This window comes from Hujiaoplasma nucleasis (genome assembly GCF_013745115.1).
Lineage (GTDB): Bacteria > Bacillota_I > Bacilli_A > Izemoplasmatales > Hujiaoplasmataceae > Hujiaoplasma > Hujiaoplasma nucleasis.
In genome coordinates, this window is record NZ_CP051151.1 from 1,621,236 (window position 1) to 1,645,993 (window position 24,758).

The following is a 24,758-nucleotide window of genomic DNA, read 5'->3' on the forward strand; positions in this document are numbered from 1 at the left end:
TTATTTTTCGTCCTTTTATATTTATTTAATTAAGAGAACTTATCATAGAAGACATTGCTAGGATCAATTTTATGTTCATTAAGAACATTGATACAAGCATTGATCATCCCTGGCGAACCACATAAATAAGCTTCTGAATCGCTTAAATCGCCACAATATTTATCAACAACTTCAGTAATTAAGCCTACATCACCTTCCCATTGATCCTCAGGTAATGGGTCTGATAGGGCAGGAATGTATTCGAAATTTGGAAACTCTTTAGCAAGTTCAACAAACTCTTCCGTATAATATAAGTCTTTTTTTGAACGTGCACCGAAGAAATATTTTACTTTTCTTGGCATTCCTTGGTCTTTAAGGAAATGCAAGATTGATCGAATAGGTGCTTTACCAGAGCCCCCTGCGATACAAACCATATCCTTGTTAGAATCTTCTTGTAAATAGAAGTCCCCATAAGGTCCTGTTACTATTACTTTATCACCTAGTTCTAAGGCCCTGTGAACAAAGGTTGTTGCTTTCCCTTTTGGAACCATTCTAATGATTAACTCTATTTTATGAGTTATCTTAGGGTTAGATGCAATTGAATAAGCACGAATAACATCAATTCCAGGAACTTTTAATTGAGCATATTGTCCAGGTTTAAATGACATTGAAGTTGGATTAATGAATTTAAATTGAACCAACTTAATATCATAAGTTAAATCTTCAATATTGATGACTTCACAGCTATATTCTTGAGCAAATAGCATTGATTCAGGAATCTCTATTTTAATATCATCTTGAACCTTAACTTGACATGAAAGTCTGACATTATCTTTCTTTTCTTGAGGTGAAAGGAAAGGTTCTTCCATAGGTTTAACATCTCCGCCACCTTCAACAACTTTAACTTTACAAAAACCACAAGTTGCTTTACCACCACAAGCAGAAGGAATAAAGATCTTATTGTTTGAAAGGATATTTAATAAGGTATCTTCTCCCTTGACAGGAATTTCTGTTTTTCCATTAATAGTAATGACTTTTTCTTTATTACCCCCCAATGCGATATTGGCAAGAATTAATAAACCAGTAATAACCATTAATATGCCGATTAATATAATTGGTATATAAAAATTAATTGCTAAAATAATATTCATTTTGACCTCCTAGAATATTGATAAGCCAGTAAAGCCTATAAACGCTAGGGATAAAATGCCTAAAATAATGAAGGCAATTGCTTTACCAGATAATCCTTTGGGTAGGTATGAATTTTTGGATATTTTTTGTCTGATACCTGCTAATAAGACTATTGCGAGCATCCAGCCAACTGAAGATCCAAATGAAAAAGCAGCAGTTTCAATAAAATTGTAATCTCTATTAACAAAGAAGATAGAGACAGCTAATACAACACAGTTCACAGTAATTAATGGTAAATAAATACCGAAACTATTGTATAATTTTGGTGAAAATTTAGCTAAGAACATTTCTAAGAATTGCACTGTAGCTGCAATAGTAATAATGAAAACCAATAGAGATAAGTTGGTTGTTCCAGTTGTTTTTAAAAGTTCATAGATTGGCCAATTAATTATCCCAGTAAGTGTTACGACAAAGACTACAGCTATACCCATGCCTTTTGCATTTTTTACATTAGTTGAGATGGCGATTAAAGGACACATCCCTAAAATATAAACCAAAGCGATGTTTTGACTTGTCATTGTTGAAATAATGATTTCTATAATGTTTTTCATAAGATCATTCCTTTCATAACTGATATTGAACTAATCATGATGTTTGTTCCTGACCTTCATAATATTTGATTAATTCTCTCATGCCCCAAATAAGTAATCCCAAAACAAAGAAACCACCAGGTGCCATCGCCATAACGACCCAACGTTCCCATGTCACAGACATGATTTGAACATTTAATAATGTACCAAAAGCTAATATTTCTCTAATGGCAGCAACCACGACTAAAACAAAAGTGTAACCCATACCAGAAGCAAAACCATCTACAATTGAGTATTTAACAGGGTTTTTAACAGCATAAGCTTCTTGTCTACCCATAACAATACAGTTGGTAATAATTAAACCTACATATGCCCCTAAAGCATCAGCTATTGGCATAAAGAAGGCTTGAAGAACTGCTTGTACAGAAATTACATAAGTAGAAATAATAACCATATAAGTTACCATTCTAACTTTTTGTGGAATAATATTTCTAATTAAAGAAATGGTTAATGATGAAGCCATAATAACAAAGGTAACCCCTAATCCCATGGCAATTGCATTTTCAACTTTGTTTGTTACAGCCAAGGCTGAACAAATACCTAAAACAGCAACGACAATAGGATTGTTTCTAGAAATACCATCTTTTAAGATGTTGTACCATTTAGTATATTTAACACGAATAAGTCTCATCTTAATCCCCCTTACTCATTCCGACTATTCCAAACAGCTTTAGCTGCTAAATAGTCTTCATTGATTAAAGTTTCAAACCTTTTGGAAGTATTGGTAGCGCCTGTAATGGAGTCAATCTCGTAGATAGCATTTTCAGAAGTGTCTTTATTAATCTCAAATCTAGGAACCATCACTTTTCCAACAAAGGTAGCTAAGTATTGAGATTCAGCAATGACACCACCTAAACCAGGAGTTTCTTCTTGTTGTAGAATAGTGACATTCAATATCGTCTCAAAATCACTTTCTAAAGTTAATATACCTTCAATAGGGCCCCAAACTCCACCGCCTTCAATATTAAAACTTACTGCGCCAGTATCAGGATTAAGATAAAATACCCAATCTTCTAGCTCGATGATTTCGATTTCAGCATCAAAAGTTTCATTAATGTTTGTAATAGAATAAGCTATTCCATTGGCATCTAAAACAGCAGACTTTACTTTAGCATCTTGGTTTGCTTGAATACGATCAGCTGTTAAAGCCTCAACACCAAGTAAGACTGATGAAGTAATGAGTGCCATAATCAAAACAAAAAGCGTCATTTTTAAATATTGATTCATTGTTCAGTCACCTCGCTTAACTTGCTTTCTTCAACTTCTTTATTAAATAAGTCATCAATGAGAGGTGCAATTGCATTCATTAAAATAATAGCGAAAATAACACCTTCTTGGAAAGTTGCAAAATTACGAATTAAGACTGTAAAGAAAGCCAAACCTAAACCAAATACAATCTTACCCATAGGTTTTATTGGTGCAGTCACAGGGTCAGTTGCTAAAAAGAAGGCCGCAAATAACAAGGTGCCCACAAACATTGATAATATTGGATCAGGGAATATATCAGGTGCTGCTAAATGACCAATAGCTGTTAGAATAAAACTTCCACCTAAGTAAGCAAGAGGAATACGCCAATCAGCTACTTTTAAGACCAATAAGCCAATACCTAAGACAATGATTCCGATTCTAAAAGTTTCACCAATATGTCCTGGTACATTACCAAAGAGTAAGTCTTTAAATAAATAAGTAAACTCTCCATCACCATTTAACATGACAAGCGGTGTTGAACCTGTAAAGTTTTCTACTGAAGGATGAATCCATTCAGCTGCAGTAATGATTGATGGAAAAGATATAGTAACAAATAATACACCTACAACTGCAGGATTGAAAATATTTCTTCCTAAACCACCAAAAATAGCTTTACCGAAGAAAATACCAAAGGCTGTAGCCACGGCGACAATCCATAAATTAACTCTAGGTGGCATTAATAATGTTAAAACCAAAGGAGAAACCATCCATGAAATATCAAACTCAAGTTTCCTTACTTTGGCAAACACCCATTCAACCAAGGCTCCTGATACTAAAGCTACAGCTGCAATAGCGAAGACATAGAGTCCGTAAAGAAAAGCTGAAGCAATCAGTAGGACGAGCAAAGAACCGGTAAATATAATAAGATTTTTTTTGCTTGGTACTTGCTGCAAATCTAATTGCATTTCTTGTGTCATAAAATCCCTACTTTCTATCTTGTATTTTTATATATTCTTACATGATATCAATCATGATGATGCCTATATATATTTTTAATTTTGAATTATTTTAAGTGATTCGTTTAATTCTTTAATCTTTAATTAAGGATGTATTTTTATTTATTATAGCATTATTCTTTTTATATGTTTATGGTAAATTTGAAAATTATGTTTTTTTTGTGAACTTAAAGATAAAATACCATAAATCAAATTTTAAAAATACAATTCTTGATAATTTTATTTGATTATTAGGTCTTTTCTTGATATCAGTAAAAATACTTCTTATGAAATTTATCAATTATGGTGAAATTGATAATTAAATGATATTAAAGCTAGGGGATTCAAATATATGTTAAAATAATAAAGAGGTGAACACATGAATAACTTTAAAAACTATAAATTTAAAGAAAATATCATTATTAAAAATCGATTTGTATTAGCTCCTATGACAACCTATTCAGGAAATCCTGATTTAACATTAAGCGATGAAGAGGAAAAATATTATCAAGCAAGAGGAAAAGAATTTGGAATGGTTATTACAGCCGCAACAGCTGTAAGTAAACAAGCCCAAGCATTTGAAAATCAAATTTCTATTATGAATGATGATTACATACCATCAATGGCAAGACTCGCAAAATCAATCAAATTAGGCGGCGCATTAGCGATCCTTCAATTGCATCATGGAGGAAGAATGAATTATCCGGGTTTGTTTGAAGGCCAAGACATTGTTAGTGCATCAGCTATTAAAGCTGAAAGAGATTACTTATTAGAACCTAGAGCCCTAACAAATGATGAAGTCTATGGAATTATAGATGATTTTAGACAAGCCATGATACGAGCAATTAAAGCAGGCTTTGATGGCATTGAATTACATGGTGCTAATACTTATTTAATCCAACAGTTTTTTAGTCCACATTCAAATCGAAGAACAGATGAATTTGGAGGTTCTTTAGAAAAAAGAATGACCTTCCCATTGGCATTAGTGGATATGGCCATTCAAACAAGAAAAGACTATGCCAATGATGATTTTATAATTGGTTATCGTTTGAGTCCTGAAGAATATGAAAATCCAGGAATAAACTTGGATGATACTAAAGTACTTGTAAGAAATTTATCTATGAAAAACATAGATTATATTCATTTTTCATTGGGTAATTATAAACAAAGTTCAATTAGAGATGAAATAAATAAAAAACCAATCATAGAAATATTAAAAAAAGAAAATCTTGGCCATAAGAAACTAATAGGTGTAGGAGAAATAGATAATTTAGATAAGGCTAATCATGCTATCAATTTAGGTTTTGATTTATTAGCCATTGGCTTACAAGCCCTAGCAGATGAAAATGTGGTTAGTCATATCATAAATAATCATCCAGTAAAAAAAGTCTTTGATAAAAACTCTATACTTCCATCAAATTTATATGAAAGAGTAAAAAGATGGCGTAATTTATCTGATAGGGGATTTAGTTTTGACCAATAAAAAAAGGAGACTCTTATGGAAAAATATTTAAAAGATTTTAATGGCGGTTTAATACATCTAAAAATGAAAGATAAAGACCAAATTGTATATAAGGGCTATAGAGATCATTACAATCAACTACCTATAAACAAAGACACAAAATTTCCAACAGCTTCTGGTGGAAAAATATTTATTGCCCTTGCCATCATGAAACTAATTGAAGAAAAATTATTGAGTTTAGACTCAACGCTTGGTCAAATATTAACTTTTAATTTAAACTCAATTGATCAATTAATTTCAATTAAAGATTTATTGACACATACATCAGGTATACCAAATTACTTTGACTTGTCTGAAGTTAATGACTATAGTGAAATTTGGAATGATTATCCTAATTATAAAATCAGATCTTCAAAAGATCTATTACCCCTATTTATTAAAAAGCCAATGGAATATACTAGAGGGGACCATTTTTCTTACAATGATTCTGGATTTGTTATCTTAGGTATTGTTATTGAAGAAATTACTAAAATGCCCTTTGATAAATACCTAAATCAAATTATATTTGAACCTTTGAATATGAAAGACACAGGATATTATGAATTAGATCGTTTACCTATGAATTGTGCAAACGCCTATATCTTTGATCCTATTAAAAAGAACTACTATTCAAACATTTATAGTATCGATGCAAAAGGAAGCGGTGCAGGTGGCGCTTATTTTTCCACCTTCGATTTATCTAAATTTTGGATTGGATTTATCCAAGGCAAAATCATAAAAAAAGAAAACATAGATTTAATGTTAAAGAAACATGTATCATTAGAAAAGGGATTCTACGGATTAGGAGTTTGGCTTGATGAACAAGGACAACCTTATATTACCGGCATGGATCCTGGAGTTAGTTTTATTAGTGGCTACAATATAAGTAAAGATAGAATCATATCTATTTTTTCTAATTACCAAGATAATGTCTTTAAATTGTATGATCAAATCAAAGAAGAACTATCATAATTATATTTTTTCATAAAAAACTGTATTAAGAAAGTAATATAAGGTATGATAAACTTAAACTGAAGAGGTGTTGCGATGAAAAAAATAATCTTACTCATAAGTTTTTCTTTTGTCATGTTCTTATTAGGGTGTGATGGTTTTGTAGTCAATACAAGCATGATAGATTCTTCAATTGAATCAAGCACAAATGACAACGAAACTATAGAAAACACATATGAGAAATCAACTGAAATTCCTACAATAGAAGATGATACAGAGTTGACTACGAGTTTTCCAATAACAAGCAAAGAAGAACTAACAAGTACTGAAGAAGAAACTAGTACAGAAGAACCTACAAGTACTGATGAAGAAACTTTTACAGAAGTTCAAACTACAATAGAGATAACAGAAGATCAAACAGAGACTCCAACTTCTCACCAAGAAACGATAAATGAAGATGAAGCCTATATTCAAGAAGTCTACTTAATGATTAGCGAATATTTTCCTGAACAAATAAGTGAAGATACTGTTTTGCCTATGCTCTTAAAAGAAGGATTAAGTATTCGTTATTATTTAAATAATCAAAGACTAGAAAACTATAAAATAATCTATGAAGCATTAAGTTATTCTAAGACTCTTGATATTAGAGTAATCATTGATTATCAAAGTTCTAGCCAAATTTTTGATTTTACTATCCTTCAGTTAAGAGATGAAGATATGTACCAAGAGTCTTTAGTAAATGAAATATTTTTGGATGCTATAGAAGAAATCCAAGCTGCTATACCAACTTATGTTCAATCGGATATTTCCCTACCAAAGCATGATGTGGTTCAAGTATCATATAGTGTGGATCACTCATATATTCTAAATAATCGCTTGATATTCATATTTCATGATCAAGATAAGACCGTGAATATGAATATAGAGTTAACTTATCAAAATCAGATAAGAACCCACCAGTTAATTTTAACATTTTTAGCAATGACTAAGATTCATAAAATACCTGAGATTCATATCACTACTGAAGCTAATCAAAGTATTGATTCAAAGGAAACCTATGTTTATGGGCATTTAACACTTTATAATTTTAATGAATATAATCAAGAAGAAATTCTCTTAAATCAAGTAGGTATGAATATTAGACTAAGAGGAAACTCTACCTTATATATGCCAAAATTGCCATATAAAATTAAGTTCGATGATAAGCAGTCAATGTTCACTGATTATTTTGAAAAAGACTGGGTTTTATTAGCAAATTTCTCTGATCAAACATTAATTAGAAATGCTCTCGCTTTTCAGCTGTCTAGAGATTTAAACATGGAATTTTCACCAAGTTTTCAATTTGTTGACCTATATGTTAATGGAGTTTATCAAGGAAATTATCTGTTAACTGATCAAGTTGAAGTGACCAATGACAGAATTAACATTGAAGAAAACACATCTAATATAGACACTGGCTATTTGCTAGAGTATGATATGAGAATTTATGATGAAGGTTTGGACACAACCAAGGAAAATTATTTCTTAATTGACGGGATACCTTTTGTGATAAAATCACCTGATTATTATGATCAACATTATTTGCCTGGACAAAAAGAATACATAGAAACATATATGAATGATTTATTTAATGTCTTAAAGAATAAGGAAGATTATCACCATTTAATTGATGAAAGTACTTTTATCGACTGGTTTATTGTCAATGAAATTTTTAAAAATGTTGATTCGGGTTATTCTTCTGTATATTATTATAAAGATCAAGGTGGCTTGTTGAAAATGGGTCCAGTATGGGACTTTGATTTATCAAGTGGAAATTATGGACATTTACAAGAAGATTTAAGAGGTCCTGAAGGATTTTATACTTCAAGAAGCGAAAAAAATCGAATTTTCTATTACCTGATGGAATATGATGAATTTAAATCAGCCTTAAAATTAAGGTGGAATCAGGTTTATGAAGAAGTCATTCTGAACATAATTGATGAAGTATACAGGCTTACAGACCAAATCAATCTTTCAAGATATCATAACTTTCAAAGTTGGGATATTATAGGTTCTTATCAAGATTGGTTTGTTTCACCTGAATTATTAGCCATTCAAACTTACGAAGGTCAAGTTGAGTTTTTAAGGGATTTCTTAATAATAAGAATTGATTGGTTAAATCAAGAAATCAATAAATTTAATTAGGAGGTTTATGAAGAATATAAAATTTATTAAAGATAATAATTTTATCTACAATGATAAAATTATTAGTGAAATTAAAAATTATAATCAAAGCCAAACTGGTTATAGAGAAAAAGATAAACAAAATTTTTATATTTTTGAAGATCAAGATTTAGTCGCTATAGCACACACAAAAATGGTTTCTGATTGGTGTCATATAATGCAAATTTATTACAAGAACTTTGATAGCCTTAAGGCACTTATAAACAATATAAAGGAATTCTATAAAGATAAAGTAGAAGGCATTCAATACCAATCAATCTTAGCAAATAGAATTAGTGATTTAAAAAAACTAAAATTTATACAAAAGGGTCAGTTAAAGGATATGGTCGATGGGAAAGATTATGTGTTTTTATTGACAACAGATTTTACTATTGATCATGAAATGGATAATTATCAAAAGCATACTAGTGACAAACAATTAAGTAAATATGATAGAATAATGAAGAAAGCCAATCAAAAAATAAAAAAATCACTTCATTATTCTTCTGAAGATATCGACGTTCAATTTGTAGCCTTAGATGGAGACCAATTTGTTGGTGGTATCTATGGTAATTATCAATACCAATACCTTTTTATCAATATTCTTTTCGTTGATAAAGATTATAGGGGCAATAATATCGCCAGTAAACTTATGGATTTAATTGAAGAAGATGCCTATAATCGAGGTGTATATAATTTATATTTAACCACCTTTGAATTTCAAGCATTAGGTTTTTATCAAAAAAGAAATTATAAAAAAATTATGGAAATATATGATTACCCCATTGGTTTTAAAGAATATACAGTATATAAAAAATTAAAAGAATAGGAGAATTAAGATGGAAAAATTATATGATGTTGGATTGATAGGTATCGCTGTAATGGGCGAAAATTTAGCTTTAAATATGTCATCTAAAGGTTTCTCCGTGGTTGTGTCTTCTAGAAAACAAGATACCATTGATACTTTTTTAAATGGTCGAGCTAAGGGTAAAAATTTTGCCGGTACGACGAATATGGAAGAACTAGTTTCTATGTTGAAAAAACCTAGAAAAATCATGTTAATGATAAAAGCAGGAAACCCAGTAGATCAAGTCATTGAACAATTAATCCCTTTGTTAGATGAGGGAGATGTGATTATTGATGGTGGCAATTCAAACTACGAAGATACGACAAGAAGAACTCAATATTTAAAAAGTAAAAACATTCTTTATGTAGGCAGTGGTGTATCAGGTGGTGAAGAGGGTGCTCTAATAGGGCCATCCATAATGCCTGGTGGTAATAAAGAAGCATGGCCAATTGTTAAACCTTTGTTACAGTCAATAGCTGCTAAAGTCAATGATGGACAGGTTTGTTGCGATTGGGTTGGAGAAGATGGTGCAGGCCATTTTGTTAAAATGGTTCATAATGGGATTGAATACGGAGATATTCAATTAATTACTGAAATTTATCATATTATGAAAAGCTTAATTGCTTTAAATAACGATGAAATGTCAACTATTTTTTCTAAGTGGAACCAATCAGAGTTAGATTCTTACTTAATAGAGATTACAGCTGATATATTAGCTTACAAGGATGAACGTGGACAACATCTCATAGATAAAATATTAGACACAGCTGGTCAAAAAGGTACTGGTAAGTGGACAGTTTCTTCAGCCTTAGAAGAAGGCATTCCTTTAACCCTAATTGGAGAATCTGTTTTCTCAAGGTTTTTATCAGCTCTCAAAGAAGAAAGAGTGCTTGCCTCTAAATTGTATCCAAAATCAAATAAACCCTTAAATGGAAATAAGAATGTCTTCATTGAGGATTTAAGAAAAGCGCTTTATGGTGCGAAAATTCTTTCATATACTCAAGGTTATCAACTAATGAAAGCCGCTGCTGAATCCCACGAATGGAATCTAAATTATGGTGGGATTGCCCTTATGTGGAGAGGTGGTTGTATCATTAGATCAGTATTCTTAGATAAAATTAAAAACGCTTTTGATAAAAATCCTAATTTAAGCAATTTACTATTAGATGATTATTTTATAAATACTATGGAACAAGTGATTCCTAGCTTAAGAAAGATAGTATCCACTGCAGTTTTATCTGGTATTCCTGTGCCAGCCTTAAGTTCAGCACTTGCTTATTTTGATGGATATACGAGTCATAGATTACCAGCCAACCTTTTACAAGCACAAAGAGATTACTTTGGTGCCCATACTTACGAAAGAGTTGATCAAGATAGAGGAATATTCTTCCATACCAATTGGACAGGTAAAGGCGGAAAAACTTCTTCTACAACTTATAATGTATAATTGATAATCGCCTCATTTTGAGGCGATTTATTTTTTATCTAAGTATGATATAATAAGTGTGGAGAGATAAATATTATGATTGAATACCTTAAATCATTGAATATATATGACATTAAAAGTTTAAAGGGTTTCCATAATCAGATCTTATCTGGTTTATATCAAGGAAAAGAGATTGTGATTAGGCTTATTCAAAGAAGAAGTTTTGAAGAAACAATGGCAGAAATTTCTTATTTAAATCAGCTTAGTAAAATTATGAATGTTGTTAAAGCAATTCAAATTGAAGGTTCATATGTTATTGAGCATCAGGATTATCTTCTTTCTTTTTATGAAAAGTTGCATATGAAGCATTGGTATGAACTATCTTTGACAATGAAACATCACTTTAATGCAGGTAAAGCATTAGGTCAAATTCATCTATTTTCTATGAATCAAAATCAATATTCTAGAAAAGACTATAAAAAACACCCAGATATTCAACTGATCAACGAACTTGATCCTATGATAAAAACAGAATTAAAAAAGACACTAAAAACCATAGATTCAATGAAAAAAGAACCTAATTATTATGGATTAATACATGGAGATTATTTATATTCTAATCTAATGTATGATAAAGACAAAGTTTGTGTGATTGATTTTGATGATTTAGAATACAACTATTATCTATACGATATTGCAGTATATATATTTTATTTGTTACTTGGTGGTGACCCTATGGATATAGATTTGCTAGCTAACCTAGAAGTTTTTAATCATTTCATGAGAGGTTATCGATCTGTAAATCAAGAGACCCAATTTGACTTTAAAGACATCAATATATTTTTTAGATTAAGACAATTAAAACTTTTGGCTACCATCAATCAATTACCAATAATTTCTTTGGGAACTTGGCAAAAGAAGTATATTGATTTATCTATTAAGCAAATCAAGAATCATGAAAAATTTGTTCCAATTGATTTTAATTACGAGTGATTAAATTGAATGTGTTTTAATCATTAATCTAATAAAAAACATATATTTATTGCTAAAAATATCAAATTAACAGTAAATATAGGCTTTTTTTTCAATTATTATTGTTTTTTTTAATTATTTATTTTAAAATATATCAAAACTATCTTTATAAACATCACAAAGACTGTGAGGTAAATATATGCCTGAAACAAGTGATTTTCTTCAAAACAATTTGGATGCTGTTGAGAAACTTCTAGAAAAAGCAAAGGATGCAGAACATAAGGATACTTCTGAAGCCTTAAAACTTTCTTTAGAGGCTCTTTCTATTGCAAAAAAACATCACTATATAAAACAAGAAGCTAAGGCTGATATGAGAATAGGCAGGTGTCATTGGATTAATGGTAATTTTAAAGAAGCCATTGATTTTTTATCTAAGTCTTTAAAAATTTCTGATAAGATTAATGATGCTTACACTAAGGTTGATGCTTTGATAGGTTTAGGAAATGTTTATGTGACCATTGAGATTCTTGACCAAGCCATTAGTCAATATATGAAGGCTTTAACCATTTCAAAAGATAATGGTTTTGGTGAGTTAGAATCTAAAATATTAAATAATATAGGTACCATGCATGAAGATCTAAAGAATTATCCTGTGGCTTTGGATTACTATCAAAAATCTTTAGATAAAACTTTAGAAATAGAAGATACTTATGGGCAAGCCATTGCTTATTTAAATATTGGTAATGTATATTTTTCTTTAAATGATATGGATAAGTCTGAAGAGAACTTTCATTTAGCCCTTAATTATGGTAGAGAAAATGATAAAAGTTTACTTCTTGCTCATTGTTATTATTCTTTGGGTAGGCTTCATCATAAACGTGGAGATGTTCCTCTTAGTAAAAAGTATTTAGAATTAGGTATTGAAAAGGCTAACGAAAGTAAAGACCTCTATATTCTATTTAGAATTTTAAGTGAATATGCTGATATTTATGATCAACTAAAAGATTATAATCAAGCACATAGTTTTTATCAAAAGGCTTTAGATGTCGCTAAACAAATCGGCATGGATGAGTTAATGCCAAGATTTTATGAACAAGTGGCTCATTTCTACGAGAAAAACAATAAGCTTGATTTAGCCTATGAATCTTATAAACTCTATAATCAAGCTTATAAAATAGTAGAAGAGAATAGAAGATTAGAAAGAATTAATAGTCTTGAATATCAAGAAAAATTAAAAGCTTCTTTGGAAGAAACAAGAATTTACCGCCAATTATCAAATGAATTAAGAAAAAGTTACCAACAAATGCATGTCCTTAGTAATATTGGACAGGCCATGACCTCAACACATCAATTAGACTTAATATTCGAACAATTATATGAAAATGTAAACCTTTTGATGAATGCTGAAAGTTTGGGTGTAGGCTTATTTGATGAAGAAAGTAAGGCTTTACGCTTTGATTTATTTATTGAAAGAGGAAAATTATTAGATCCATTTTCATTATCATTGGAAAATAAGAAAAGTTGGTCAGTGTGGAGCTTTTTAAACAAAGAAGTTGTTAAAATAAATGATATTGAAAAAGAATATAAACGGTATATAGCTGCTTTTGCTTCAACAAGAGGAGATTTAATGCATTCTGCTATGTATGCACCTTTAATGGTTGAAGGAGAAGTTATTGGTGTTTTTTCTATCCAAGCAAAAGAGAAAAATGCTTACACTGATACACATCAAGATTTATTAACCACTTTATCTTCTTATCTAGCCATCGCAATTAAAAACGCTACTAAAACTAAACAGTTGGCTGAATTAAATCAAAAATTAAAAATATTGTCAGAAAATGATGGTTTAACCAGTATTCCTAATCGTAGATTATATGATGATGTGTTTTCAAAATTATGGATGAAAGCCATTAATCAATCTGAGCCCCTATCTATTATGATGGTTGATATTGATAATTTTAAAGATTTTAACGATCATTATGGTCACCTTATTGGTGATGAAGTTATAAAGAAAGTAGCCCATTTATTGAATGAACACCGTCGGAATGAAAATGATTTTGTCGCAAGATATGGTGGAGACGAATTCGTGATTATATTACCAAATTGTGATATAGATGAAGCAGAGGTATATGCAAAAGAATTACAAGTTAAGTTGGCTGAAATTTCTGATAATCTAGAAGTAACTGAACCGGTCACTATTTCTATAGGTCTATGTACAACCCAACCAAATTCAAAGAAGTCTAAAGATATTTTTGTTAGTATAGCTGACAATCAGTTGTATATTAGTAAAGAAAATGGTAAGAACTGTGTTTCATCTTCTACTTATTAAAAACAAATAAGAAATAACTTTATTATGGTTATTTCTTTTTTTCTATCTTCTATAAAATTATGATAAACTATACTTAGTTGCTAGAACATTAATAATATTATGAAAGAGGTAGATTTATGAAGATTTTGATTATAGGTGGTAGTGGTACAATAAGTACTTATGTTGTTAGGAAATGTGTTGAAATGAAGATGGATGTGACTATTTTAAATCGAGGAATACACCATGTAGATTTACCTAAATCAGTAAAAATTATTATTGGTGATATTAAAGATAAGCAAGCAATGATGACATTAATGAAAGATAATTTCTATGATTCTGTCATTGAGTTTGTTGCTTTCACCAAGGAAGATGTTCAAAGAGATATAGAAGTCTTTAAAGGCAAGACTCGCCAGTATATTTTCATTTCATCAGCCAGTGCTTATCATAAACCTGTTGAAGATTATCCTATGACTGAAGAAACACCTTTAAAAAATCCTTATTGGTCTTATTCACAAGATAAAATAGAATGTGAAGAATATTTAAAAACAGTTATAGATATGAATATCACGATAGTTCGACCATCACATACTTATGATAATAAAATGATTATGGCTGTTATGACAAGATGGGGTTATGAGTATGCTCATATACAAAGACTTAAAGATGGATTGCCAATTATCATTCCTGGTGATGGTACTAGTGTGTGGACGATTACACATGCCAAGGATTTTGCCAATTCTTTTGTCTATCTTATTGGAAATGAAGCAGCCTATAATGATGTATTCCATATAACTGGTGAAAAACTATATACTTGGGATCAATTAACTCAAATGATGGCCCAAGCTTTAGGTGTTAAGGCTCATATTATTCATATTCCTACTGATTTTATTATCCAAATGATGCCTGAAATGGAAGGACCTTTATTTGGTGATAAATCATGGTCAGTTATTTTTGATAACTCGAAAATCAAAAAAATCAGCCAAGAATATACTTCAAACATTGGCTATGAAGATGTGGTTATGGATGTAATCAAGTACTATGAATCACAGCCTGAAAAACAAAAAATAAGTGAAGAATATGAAGAACTCTATGATTTAACAATTGAACTATATCAAAAGAATTTAAGGAGTTAAAAATGAAGAAATATTTTACTAAAGAAAGACTTATATACTTATTGCTTATTGTTTCTATTCTAAGCATTTCATTTTTTGGTATCAACCAACTTGTTAGAATTTTACCTGGTTTTTTCTCTAGTTTAGGAAATGCCGCAAAGAGCGTTATTATACCCTTTTCTATTGCTTTTTTGTTTACATTTATTATTAATCCATTAAGTTTTTGGATAGAGAAAAAAACTAAATTAAGCCGGTCCGTTTCAATCATATTATCAATGGTGATTGGTCTTGTATTTATCTTAGGAGTTTTATCTATCACTTTAACTTTTATTATCTCCCAATTAGTGACAGTTTCATTAAGATTGATTGAATACTTAGATAATGAAGCTTTTAAAGGATTTATAGAAAATCTTGTTCAAATCATTCAAAATAGATTAGATACATCAAATATACAATCATTAATAGATAATTTTGAATCCTACGGATTAACACCGAGTTTAGTATCTGATTGGTTAGGTTCTATTTTTACAGGCTTAAGATCTGTAACTTCAAGCATCGCTCAATTAGGAATGATTTTGATATTAACACCAGTATTTATGTATTATTTAATGAAGGATAAAGATACTGTTTTTAATGGGATATTACATGTTTTCCCACATAATAGTCAAAAACATATTCATGCATTAGCCCTAGAAACTGACAAAGTGATCAAAGGTTATTTTACTGGTTATGGAATTGTCATGGTATTTATTACAGTGTTTTTTGCAATTACTTATAGTATTTTGTCTTTCTTTATCCCTGGTTTTAATTTAGGCCACGCTATTTTATTCGCATTAGTCATGGGTGTCTTTAGTATCATACCTTATATAGGGGTTTGGATTGCGATGTCAATGCCTGTAGTCTTGTTTTTAAGTCTTCACTTTGAAAGTGCGAATCCAAATTATGTTTATTTAGTTGCGATAGTTATGGTTTTTTTATTAAATATCATTGAAGAAGCTATAGAGAGTACTTTGGTTCAACCCAAAGTATATTCAAAACAAGTTAGAATTCATCCCTTAGCAGTTCTTTCAAGTTTTATTTTCTTTGGAGCTATCTTTGGCCTTGTTGGTTTGATTTTAGCAGTGCCTATTGCTGGTACAATTAAAGTCAGTTTTAATTACTTCAAAACACTTAATTCTGAAGAAGAGAACAAAAGAGAAATTAAAGAAGATAAAGAAGCGAAAGATGAGGAAGTACACATAGAAGAAAAAGAGACTGAAGATAAAAAATAAAATCTAGGAAGTGATAGTTTTGAAAATTAACGATTTGTTTGATATTATTGATCAATGCCAAACACATAAAACTGAAGATTATGTTTTTTTAAATATTGTTTCAAAAGATATTGTCTATTTCAATGATTCAATATATTCTGTAGATGAATTAGATAATATTCTTCAAGAATATGATGATGATACTGATTGGATACCTGTTAAAGTAGAATCTTTTGAAAGAGATATGTATCAAGAGTTTTTTGATTTACAAGAAGGACATCTTAAAGAAAAATTATATTTAGTTTTCTTTAGTCGAGGTGGTTATAGTAAAGCAAAGACAGTCATGTATGAAGCAGGTATTATTGATGATTTTTATCGTTTTAGAAATCAATATCAAAGAAGAATCGTTTTTCAATGGTGTGAAGAGCACCAAATATCATTTGAAGATTAGAAAGGAGATTTTTTTATGGAATATTCTAATCCAAAAAAAATTGACTTTAAATTTTCTAAAATATCGTTTGGAGCTTGGCAATTAGGTAATCGCTTTGATTTTGATGAAATGAAAGAAGAATCAGCTATTAAACTTGTTCAATCTGCTTTCCAAGAAGGGATTACTTTATTTGATACAGCACCTAATTATGGTAAGGGTCAAAGTGAAGTTATACTTGGTAAAGCTTTGAAAGGAATTAGAAACAAGGTTTTTATTAATACTAAATTTGGACATGATAGTCATGGACAAACAAATTTTGATGTTGAAAGACTTGAATTTTCAGTGAAAGAAAGTTTAATAAGACTACAAACTGATTATATAGATTCAGTGATATTACATAATCCTGGTAGAGAAATGTTGTATGGAGATCATCCTATATACAAAGAATTAAATAGGTTAAAACAATTAGGATTAATAAAGCATTACGGTGTTAGTGTCGATTGGCCAGAGGAACTTGAAATTGTTTTAAAAGAAAATAATCTAGATGTTATAGAATTAATGTTTAATATTATTCATCAATCACCAAAAATATGGTTTGATGAAATAGAAAAGCAAGGAATTTTATTAATGATCAAAGTGCCATTAGATTCTGGGTGGCTATCTGGCAAATATACAAAAGAAACTATATTTAAGGGCGTTAGATCTAGATGGACTCAAGATAACATTAAGACTAGATTGGAAATTGTCGATAGAATTAAAGAAATAGTTGGTGAGGATATCTTACATGCAAGTTTAAAGTATATTTTGAATTATGATGCAGTATCTTGTGTTATTCCTGGAATAAGAACCGAAGACCATTTAATATCTAACTTGAAAACTTTAGAATATGACTTATCTATAGATATACAAAAAGAGTTAGAGAGTTTATATGAGTCTTATATTAAATATCAAAATACACCTTGGTAATTAGAAAAGGAGTCATATGCCATTATTTGAAACCATTAAATATAAATTAATAAACAAAGAAAAAAACATAGAAATTAGGCAATATAAAGATGTATTGTTAGCTTCAACGAAAACTCAAATGAATTCTTCGATGGATTCTGGTTTTAATAATGTTTTTAATTATATTTCAGGAGAAAATCAAAATAATCAAAAAATTTCTATGACAACACCTGTGGTCACCTATGAAGAAGATAATCAATTGGTTACTGGGTTTTATGTTCCTTCAAAGTATTCTATGGAATTAGCACCAAAGCCAAAGAGTGAAAAGGTTTTTTTAAACCAATTGAATGAATCAATTTATGCGGTTATTAAGTTTAGAGGTAAATGGACAAAAGAAAACTTTAATAAATATGATAGAATCTTAATTGAATATATAAATGATAATAATTATCTAATTCAATCTAGTAGATTAATTTTAAGGTATCAGCCACCTATTGTGCCTGGGATTTTTAGAAGAAATGAAATAGCATACCAAATAAAAAAATAAATAAATGACGATTCATCAAGACTTGTTCTTTGGTGAATCTTTTAATTAGGGTGGATTATTGACTAATCTTTAGGATGATTATGATATAATGAGTCATAGACTATATTAAGGGAGTAAATATGAAAAAAATTCTAATTGCAGCGATGTTTATCTTGCTATTTGTTCTTGTATCATGCACGGATGATACAAGAATATCGACTGATTTTCCAACAACAACAAATCAAGTTACTGAAGAACCAACAACAATAGAAAGCACTTTTGAAGAGACAACGATGCTCCAAACGACAGAAGAAATTACTTCTGAGCAAGCAACTGAGCTGCCAACGACAATTGTTGATACGACAGATGAAACATCTGAAGTTTCTACAACAATCCCAACAGAGGAACCTACAGAAATTCCAACCGAAGAGCCTACTGAAGTGCCAACAACTGAAGAACCAACGACAGAAGAACCAACGACAGAAGAACCTACCACTGAAGTTGAAGTGATAGATACAGTCCTTGGTTTAGAAGATACTCAAGTGATTGTTGATCATTATTTTAATCCTATGCTTGATGTATCGGCTTATTCATCTTTTGGAAAAGATATTACTTATTTAATTGAAATCACCGGTTTTGTTGACTATGGAACTGTAGGAGAATATGATTTAACCTACAATATTTCTTATTTAGAAGATTCTTTTTCAGCGACCAGAAGTATTTCTATTGTTGAAGGCACTTACTCTAGTCCAAGTGGTTCTAGACCTATTGGAGATACAGGAACAGTAAGCCTTGGGCAAGGATCATATGTGACAGGAAGTGACTCAAGCATAGCTCATCCTATAAACGCAACTTTCTTGAGGAAAAACTTACTCAATGATGCCATTCCATCGAGTGGGTGGTGGACAAGCTTACTTGTTCAAAATTATGGAGGGTCTAATGGTTTGTATTTAAATCCATTAAGAGTCGCTTTTGCCAATGAAGGCATGGAAATAACCAATCCTTTAGATGGTTTTGTTCAATACTGGAATCCTGAGGGTTATCAGACCATTGCCCAATTTCCGATAGCCTTAAAAGACGCTTATTTAAAGTCTTCAGATTTGAATGTTGGTTATGTTACTGAAGTTATCGATTATTCAGATTCAATGGTCAAAGTTGCAATGAAAAATAATTTACTTTCTGAAGATGAAGTGGTTGTGACTTTAGTCCAAGGATCACCTTATGTTTTTGTAGAGACAGCTAACAAAAATTCGATGACACTCACGATGGATTCTAGTGTTACGATTGAATATTATAATCTACAAGGACAAAAAATTACAACACCAACACATCAAGACCAAGCTATTATTGTAAAAATGGTTCAAAGACATTCTGGCTATGATACTTCTCCACCTGCAAATGTTGGACAAGCGCAATATACAGACAAATACTATTTGGTTAATGTTCCTAATAATTCTACTTTCACAATGAATAACAACCAACTATCAATGACATTGGGAGATGGAAACTATCTTTCAATCGCTGCTATAAATGATTTATCTGAAGCTATGTTTTATCACAATCATGGCTATTCAATGATTACAGATACATCAATTACTTATGAAATTGATAAAATGAATAGTATGGTTTATACAGATTATCAAATGATAGTTCAAAATCTTAAAAGTACAAATTTTGAAAGTCCTTTATTGGCTTTAATGCCTCATCAATATAAATATAGTGATGCTCTTTTAAGTGATTATTCTTACAGAACCGTTAGAGGTACTTTAAAAGTGATGGAAGGATCTTATTTCCAAACCATCTTATCATTTAATGGTTTGTTACCTGGTTATACCTTACCTGAGAACACTGCCTTTAATCAAAGCGATCAAATTGCTTATTTATATGATCTTGATTCAAGAACTGAAATTAGTGATTTAGACAATTTCTATAATGATGAAGGTCCTTATTGGAATTCAAAAGCCATTTATCCTTTGGCACAAGGAATTATTATTGCTGATCAATTAGGAGAAGAATTATTAGAAATTTCGTTTGTAGGTAAGTTAAAATACTTACTTGCTGATTGGTACACCTATGATGGAACAAGTGATGATAAGTATTTATTCTACAATAATCCATGGGGAAGTGTATATTACTCAAATGATGATTTTGCTACAGCTTCAACATTAAGTGATCACTCTTTCACTCATGGCTACTTAATTTATGGATCTGCAGTATTAGCAATGTACGATTCAACTTTTGTTGAAGAGTATGGGGACATGGTTGAACTCTTATTGGATGATTACATGTACCCACATAAAGATGATGCTGAGTTTGCATATTTGAGAAATTTTGATCCATGGGCAGGCCATAGCTGGGCTCATGGTTTTGGGACTTTTGCTGAAGGGAACAACTTAGAATCAACTTCAGAAGCCTTAAATTCATGGAATGCTGGTTATTTATGGGCCTTACAAACAGGCGATGAAGCTAGAATGAATGCTGCTATTTATGGCTTTGTTACAGAAATATCTGCAATCAAAGAATACTGGTTTGATTATGATGAAGAAAATTGGGATCCAGCCTTTGGTGACTATGTAGATGTTGCCGGAATGGTATGGGGAGGTAAGCATGATTACGCAACTTGGTTTGGGGCAAACCCAACATTTATTTACGGGATTCAATGGTTGCCTACTGGAGAATATTTAACAAATTATGCTCTAAATGATAAAGATTACGATAAATTATCATCAATATATCAAACGTATTTACAAGCTAAGAATGGAGAGATAGACACATGGTATAGTAATATGTGGGCTATTCAAGCTATTATTGATCCTGACATAGCTATTATTGAATTTGACTCATCATTAATTTTAAATGATGATTATCCAGCTGAGTTATCAGGAACATACTGGATGATTCATGCCCTTGATTCTTTGGGAAGAAGAGATACAAGTGTATGGATGGAAATCACTATGGGTGTAACATCTACAGTATACAAAGACGAATCCAATAACCTTTATGCTATGATTTGGAATTCGAGTACAAGTCCTAAGACTATTGATTTTTATAATCAAGATGGTTTATTTACAAGTGTTTCAGTCAATGCTCGTTCTTTTACCAAGGTTGAATTAATTTCTAATCAATAGGTAATAACATAGATGCACAACTTTTGAGTTGTGCATTTTATTTTAAATTAATAAAAATGATATAATATATTTGAGGAGGACTTATATGCTAAAAAGAATTTTTTATGGTTTAATCATAGGATCTATACTAGGTCTTGTTTGCATTTTAGGGGCATCGTTAAGATCAAAAACAAATTTAGATACTTGGTATTTATTTGCTTTTTGGTTTAATCGGTTTTTAATGGGCTTTGTTTTTGCTTTATTACCAATCAACATACCTATTAAAGGAAAAATCATAAGAGGAGTTTTAATAGGTTTAGGAGTTTCATTTGCTTTTTATTCAGCTACAAATTATCAAGACTTTTTAGGATTTATAGTAGGCGCTTTTTATGGGCTTATATTAGAGTTTTTGTTACATTACATCTTTATAGGAAAAAACGATGTTTCAAAAACTTAGGAACCCTATCATCTTTCAAGGTAGTTTAAAGAAAAACAATTACTTTGAAGGATGGTATTATAAAATGGTTACCCATGATAAGAAGTATACTTTAGCTTTAATCCCAGGTATTAGTTTAAATAAAATACATTCACACGCCTTTATTCAAGTTTTTTTGACTAATAATAGTCACTTAGTTCATAGCTATTTTGAATTTGATGTTCATGATTTTAAAGCGCAAAAAAATCCTTTTTTACTGAATATATCAAATCAATATTTTTCTGATACTTACATTGATATTAATTTAAAAAATAATGATATATCATTAACTGGTCATCTTCACTTCTCGAATCATGTGAGAATAAACACATCTATATTGTCGCCTTCAATCATGGGATTTTTCTCTTATTTCAAAATGATGGAATGTTATCATGGTGTTGTGAGTATGACCCATGATGTTGTTGGAAAAATTAACATTAACAATACTGAAGTTGATTTTACAAATGGAAAATCTTATATTGAAAAGGATTGGGGAAGATCTTTTCCTCAAGCTTATGTATGGATGCAATCTAATCATTTCAAAGACAACCATACTGCATTAATGTTTTCTTATGCAACGATACCTTTCTATGGGCTTCGTTTTAAAGGATTGATTGCAAGTTTAATATTTCAAAAAAAGGAATATCGATTTGCGACTTATAATTTTTCGAAAATAATTAAGAAAGAAATATATGACAATCAGGTATATTTTCTAATAAAGAAAGGAAAATATAAGTTGGAAATTAAAGCAAGTAATAAAGATACAATCAGCCTTGCTTCACCAAGAAATGGTAGAATGATTGAATCAATTAAAGAAGGTTTATCAGGAGAAATTCAAATAAAATTATATAAAAAGAAGCAATTAATTTATGAAGATTCAACGAGTAATGCAGGATTAGAAATCATGATGTAAAAGTTTTTCTTGACTTTTATCTGTTCTTAGATTATGATATTTACAATATAAAAATGTTGATTAAGAACTAGTAAGAAAAATAGAAGCCAAACAGAAAGTAACCGTTTGTTGAGAGGTGCATGGATCTTTTTTCCGAATACATCTTAGGAGTTGTACTTCAAAAAGCCTATGCTTAGTAGAAGTTTCCGGGTTTGCATCCGTTGTCAATGCAAAGTGTTGTTAGACACTTGTTGAGTTCAATATCGTGAGGTATTGTTAAACTTAGGTGGTATCACGGTTATTTCCGTCCTTTGATTTTCAAAGGACGGTTTTTTTTATATAAATTTAAGGAGGATGTAGAAATGGAACAAATTAAGTTGTTTAGTGGTCAAGCTTTACCCTTAGAAATGCACAAAGTAAGGATTGTTGAAAAACTCAATCTTATTCCTGTAGAAGAGAGAGCAAAGGCGATGATTGAAGCAGGATGTAACACATTTTTATTAAGAAATAAAGATGTTTTTATGGATATGTTAACTGATAGTGGGGTTAACGCCATGAGTCAAAACCAACAAGCTGCTATGTTAGTAGCTGATGATAGTTACGCTGGTAGTGAATCCTTTTATCGATTTGAGAGTAAGATACAAGAGCTTTTTGGCATGAATTTTGTTTTGCCTGCTCACCAAGGAAGAGCTTGTGAGAATATTTTGTCACAAGTTTATGTTAAGGATGGTCAATTTGTTCCAATGAACTATCACTTCACTACCACAAAAGCGCATATTCAATTGAATGGTGGGACGGTTGTTGAACTTATGACTGAAGAAGGTCTTAAGATTAATAGTGACGAAATGTTTAAGGGAAACATGGATACAAATGCCTTAGCAAAATTTATTAAGGATAAGGGGCCTGAAAATATTGCTTTTGTAAGAATGGAAGCTGGAACGAACCTAATTGGTGGCCAACCTTTTTCATTAAAAAATTTGGAAGAAGTATCCAATTTATGTCATCATTCGAATATATTATTAGTATTAGATGCATCATTATTAAGTGATAATCTATATTTTATTAAGAAACGAGAAGAAGACTTTAAAAACCAATCGATTAGACAAATTACCAAGAAGATTGCAAATCTTTGTGATATCATCTATTTTTCTGCAAGAAAACTAGGTTCTGCAAGAGGTGGTGCGATTGTGGTTAGAAAACAAGAAGATTACGATCGGATGAAAGGACTTATCACTTTATATGAAGGTTTTTTAACTTATGGTGGTATGTCAGTTAGAGAAATAGAAGCCATCACGATAGGTTTAGAAGAAACAATGGATGAGAATATGATAAATCAAGGTCCTCAGTTCATTGAATACATGACCAATGAACTACTCAAGGCTGGTGTTCCTGTTGTGACACCCGCAGGAGGCTTAGGTTGTCATATAAATGCTAAGGATTTCTTGCCACATATACCACAAGAACAGTATCCTGCAGGAGCTTTAGCTGCTGCTCTTTATGTTACAGGAGGCATTAGAGGAATGGAACGTGGGACACTATCAGAAGAAAGGCAAAGTGATGGTAGTGAAACTTTAGCAAATATGGAGTTGGTGCGTATAGCTTTACCGAGAAGAGTATTCACTTTGTCACAGGTGAAGTATGTTATCGATAGAATTATATGGTTGTTTAATCATCGAGAATTAGTTCAAGGTTTGGTTTTTGAATTAGAACCTGAAATATTAAGATTCTTCTTTGGAAGACTAACAACTATTAGTCCATGGATTGAAGATTTAGTCAAAAAATTTAGAGAAGATTTCGGTGATAGTTTATAGTTGACAGTCATTGTATTACATGCAAAAGAGAATCCTCATATTCTCTTTTTTCTTTTTAAGGTA

The 24,758-nt window shown here is 30.7% G+C and carries 21 protein-coding genes and 1 other annotated feature; of the genes, 16 read left to right on the plus strand and 5 right to left on the minus strand.

The window, feature by feature from the left end; genetic code table 11:
• Nucleotides 1-29 precede the first annotated feature (29 nt).
• Genes HF295_RS07800 through HF295_RS07820 form a run of 5 tightly spaced genes read right to left on the minus strand, consistent with a single transcriptional unit; the run spans nucleotide 30 to nucleotide 3,925 of the window.
• Entirely contained in the window at nucleotides 30-1,130 is a 1,101-nt protein-coding gene (locus tag HF295_RS07800; protein WP_312031611.1) for an NADH:ubiquinone reductase (Na(+)-transporting) subunit F, read from the minus strand.
• Between the two features lie 9 nt (nucleotides 1,131-1,139).
• The gene (locus HF295_RS07805; protein WP_312031612.1) at nucleotides 1,140-1,721 is read right to left on the minus strand and encodes an Rnf-Nqr domain containing protein; all 582 of its coding nucleotides are present in this window, start codon (nucleotides 1,719-1,721) and stop codon (nucleotides 1,140-1,142) included.
• A 34-nt stretch (nucleotides 1,722-1,755) separates the two neighbouring features.
• Nucleotides 1,756-2,391 (minus strand): electron transport complex subunit RsxE, encoded by a 636-nt coding sequence (gene rsxE / locus HF295_RS07810; protein WP_312031613.1) that lies wholly within the window; start codon nucleotides 2,389-2,391, stop codon nucleotides 1,756-1,758.
• Between the two features lie 11 nt (nucleotides 2,392-2,402).
• Entirely contained in the window at nucleotides 2,403-2,987 is a 585-nt protein-coding gene (locus HF295_RS07815; protein WP_312031614.1) for an FMN-binding protein, read from the minus strand.
• Complete coding sequence (locus HF295_RS07820) at nucleotides 2,984-3,925, minus strand: RnfABCDGE type electron transport complex subunit D (protein ID WP_312031615.1); 942 nt, start codon at nucleotides 3,923-3,925, stop codon at nucleotides 2,984-2,986. Before HF295_RS07820 ends, HF295_RS07815 begins: the two co-directional genes overlap by 4 nt.
• Nucleotides 3,926-4,322: 397 nt before the next feature.
• Between HF295_RS07820 and HF295_RS07825 the strand changes: the two genes are divergently transcribed.
• The 16 genes from HF295_RS07825 (at nucleotide 4,323) to HF295_RS07900 (ending at nucleotide 24,695) form a co-directional block, all read left to right on the plus strand.
• Nucleotides 4,323-5,426 carry an NADH-dependent flavin oxidoreductase gene (locus tag HF295_RS07825; protein ID WP_312031616.1) on the plus strand — a complete coding sequence of 368 codons (1,104 nt, stop codon included), beginning with the start codon at nucleotides 4,323-4,325 and terminating at the stop codon, nucleotides 5,424-5,426.
• Nucleotides 5,427-5,441: 15 nt separating this feature from the next.
• On the plus strand, nucleotides 5,442-6,416 hold the full coding sequence (locus HF295_RS07830) for a serine hydrolase domain-containing protein (protein ID WP_312031617.1): 975 nt from the start codon (nucleotides 5,442-5,444) through the stop codon (nucleotides 6,414-6,416).
• A 75-nt stretch (nucleotides 6,417-6,491) separates the two neighbouring features.
• Nucleotides 6,492-8,579: a CotH kinase family protein gene (locus HF295_RS07835; protein ID WP_312031618.1), complete on the plus strand. Its 2,088-nt coding sequence runs from the start codon at nucleotides 6,492-6,494 to the stop codon at nucleotides 8,577-8,579.
• 7 nt (nucleotides 8,580-8,586) lie between these two features.
• The gene (locus tag HF295_RS07840) at nucleotides 8,587-9,426 is read left to right on the plus strand and encodes a GNAT family N-acetyltransferase (RefSeq protein WP_312031619.1); all 840 of its coding nucleotides are present in this window, start codon (nucleotides 8,587-8,589) and stop codon (nucleotides 9,424-9,426) included.
• Nucleotides 9,427-9,436: 10 nt separating this feature from the next.
• The gene (gene gnd / locus HF295_RS07845; RefSeq protein WP_312031620.1) at nucleotides 9,437-10,891 is read left to right on the plus strand and encodes a decarboxylating NADP(+)-dependent phosphogluconate dehydrogenase; all 1,455 of its coding nucleotides are present in this window, start codon (nucleotides 9,437-9,439) and stop codon (nucleotides 10,889-10,891) included.
• A 75-nt stretch (nucleotides 10,892-10,966) separates the two neighbouring features.
• On the plus strand, nucleotides 10,967-11,863 hold the full coding sequence (locus HF295_RS07850) for a phosphotransferase enzyme family protein (RefSeq protein ID WP_312031621.1): 897 nt from the start codon (nucleotides 10,967-10,969) through the stop codon (nucleotides 11,861-11,863).
• A gap of 178 nt (nucleotides 11,864-12,041) precedes the next feature.
• The gene (locus HF295_RS07855) at nucleotides 12,042-14,168 is read left to right on the plus strand and encodes a diguanylate cyclase domain-containing protein (protein ID WP_312031622.1); all 2,127 of its coding nucleotides are present in this window, start codon (nucleotides 12,042-12,044) and stop codon (nucleotides 14,166-14,168) included.
• A 116-nt stretch (nucleotides 14,169-14,284) separates the two neighbouring features.
• Nucleotides 14,285-15,280, plus strand: a complete 996-nt coding sequence (locus tag HF295_RS07860) for an SDR family oxidoreductase (protein WP_312031623.1) — start codon at nucleotides 14,285-14,287, stop codon at nucleotides 15,278-15,280.
• 2 nt (nucleotides 15,281-15,282) lie between these two features.
• Nucleotides 15,283-16,530 carry an AI-2E family transporter gene (locus HF295_RS07865; RefSeq protein WP_312031624.1) on the plus strand — a complete coding sequence of 416 codons (1,248 nt, stop codon included), beginning with the start codon at nucleotides 15,283-15,285 and terminating at the stop codon, nucleotides 16,528-16,530.
• Nucleotides 16,531-16,549: 19 nt separating this feature from the next.
• The gene (locus tag HF295_RS07870; RefSeq protein ID WP_312031625.1) at nucleotides 16,550-16,960 is read left to right on the plus strand and encodes a hypothetical protein; all 411 of its coding nucleotides are present in this window, start codon (nucleotides 16,550-16,552) and stop codon (nucleotides 16,958-16,960) included.
• A 15-nt stretch (nucleotides 16,961-16,975) separates the two neighbouring features.
• Entirely contained in the window at nucleotides 16,976-17,905 is a 930-nt protein-coding gene (locus tag HF295_RS07875; RefSeq protein WP_312031626.1) for an aldo/keto reductase, read from the plus strand.
• Nucleotides 17,906-17,921: 16 nt separating this feature from the next.
• Nucleotides 17,922-18,431 carry an SOUL family heme-binding protein gene (locus HF295_RS07880; RefSeq protein WP_312031627.1) on the plus strand — a complete coding sequence of 170 codons (510 nt, stop codon included), beginning with the start codon at nucleotides 17,922-17,924 and terminating at the stop codon, nucleotides 18,429-18,431.
• Nucleotides 18,432-18,550: 119 nt separating this feature from the next.
• A complete protein-coding gene (locus HF295_RS07885; protein ID WP_312031628.1) occupies nucleotides 18,551-21,538 on the plus strand; it encodes a glycosyl hydrolase in 2,988 nt (995 codons plus the stop codon).
• A gap of 85 nt (nucleotides 21,539-21,623) precedes the next feature.
• Entirely contained in the window at nucleotides 21,624-21,974 is a 351-nt protein-coding gene (locus tag HF295_RS07890) for a hypothetical protein (protein WP_312031629.1), read from the plus strand.
• Complete coding sequence (locus HF295_RS07895; RefSeq protein WP_312031630.1) at nucleotides 21,958-22,905, plus strand: tocopherol cyclase family protein; 948 nt, start codon at nucleotides 21,958-21,960, stop codon at nucleotides 22,903-22,905. Before HF295_RS07890 ends, HF295_RS07895 begins: the two co-directional genes overlap by 17 nt.
• A 47-nt stretch (nucleotides 22,906-22,952) precedes the next feature.
• Nucleotides 22,953-23,199: a binding site (T-box leader), on the plus strand.
• 47 nt (nucleotides 23,200-23,246) lie between these two features.
• The gene (locus HF295_RS07900; RefSeq protein ID WP_312031631.1) at nucleotides 23,247-24,695 is read left to right on the plus strand and encodes a tryptophanase; all 1,449 of its coding nucleotides are present in this window, start codon (nucleotides 23,247-23,249) and stop codon (nucleotides 24,693-24,695) included.
• The last annotated feature ends 63 nt before the right edge of the window (nucleotides 24,696-24,758 follow it).